The following is a 317-nucleotide window of genomic DNA, read 5'->3' on the forward strand; positions in this document are numbered from 1 at the left end:
GTGAACATGCTTGAACTGGTTGATACATATCTTCAGGATGCTGGATTGTATGATGGCTGGACTTCGCAATTGCAGTTCTGGAATGACACTGGAGATGGCAGTGAGCAATTTATTGTCCTGCAATCCAACGGCGGCACGCAGGTGATGAATGGACTCGGCGGTGACTTCTATTTCTCTCTGTATGTTGTTGGCAAGCAAGGCCAGTACAACGTTGCTGATGTTGATGCTAAAGCCAATGAAATTATCGAATACATCAAGACGCATCCGATTGATTCGTGCGTTAACTACATCCAGTTGCAGGCTCCGCTCGGTAGGCC

Annotated in this window: 1 protein-coding gene; it reads left to right on the top strand. The window is 47.3% G+C overall.

Annotated elements, in window-relative coordinates; genetic code table 11:
• Positions 1 to 317 (top strand): phage tail termination protein (locus H4O21_RS25080; RefSeq protein ID WP_182812729.1); only part of this gene is annotated, 317 nt, incomplete at both ends.

Source organism: Oceanospirillum sediminis, from assembly GCF_014164585.1.
Taxonomy (GTDB): domain Bacteria; phylum Pseudomonadota; class Gammaproteobacteria; order Pseudomonadales; family Halomonadaceae; genus Oceanospirillum; species Oceanospirillum sediminis.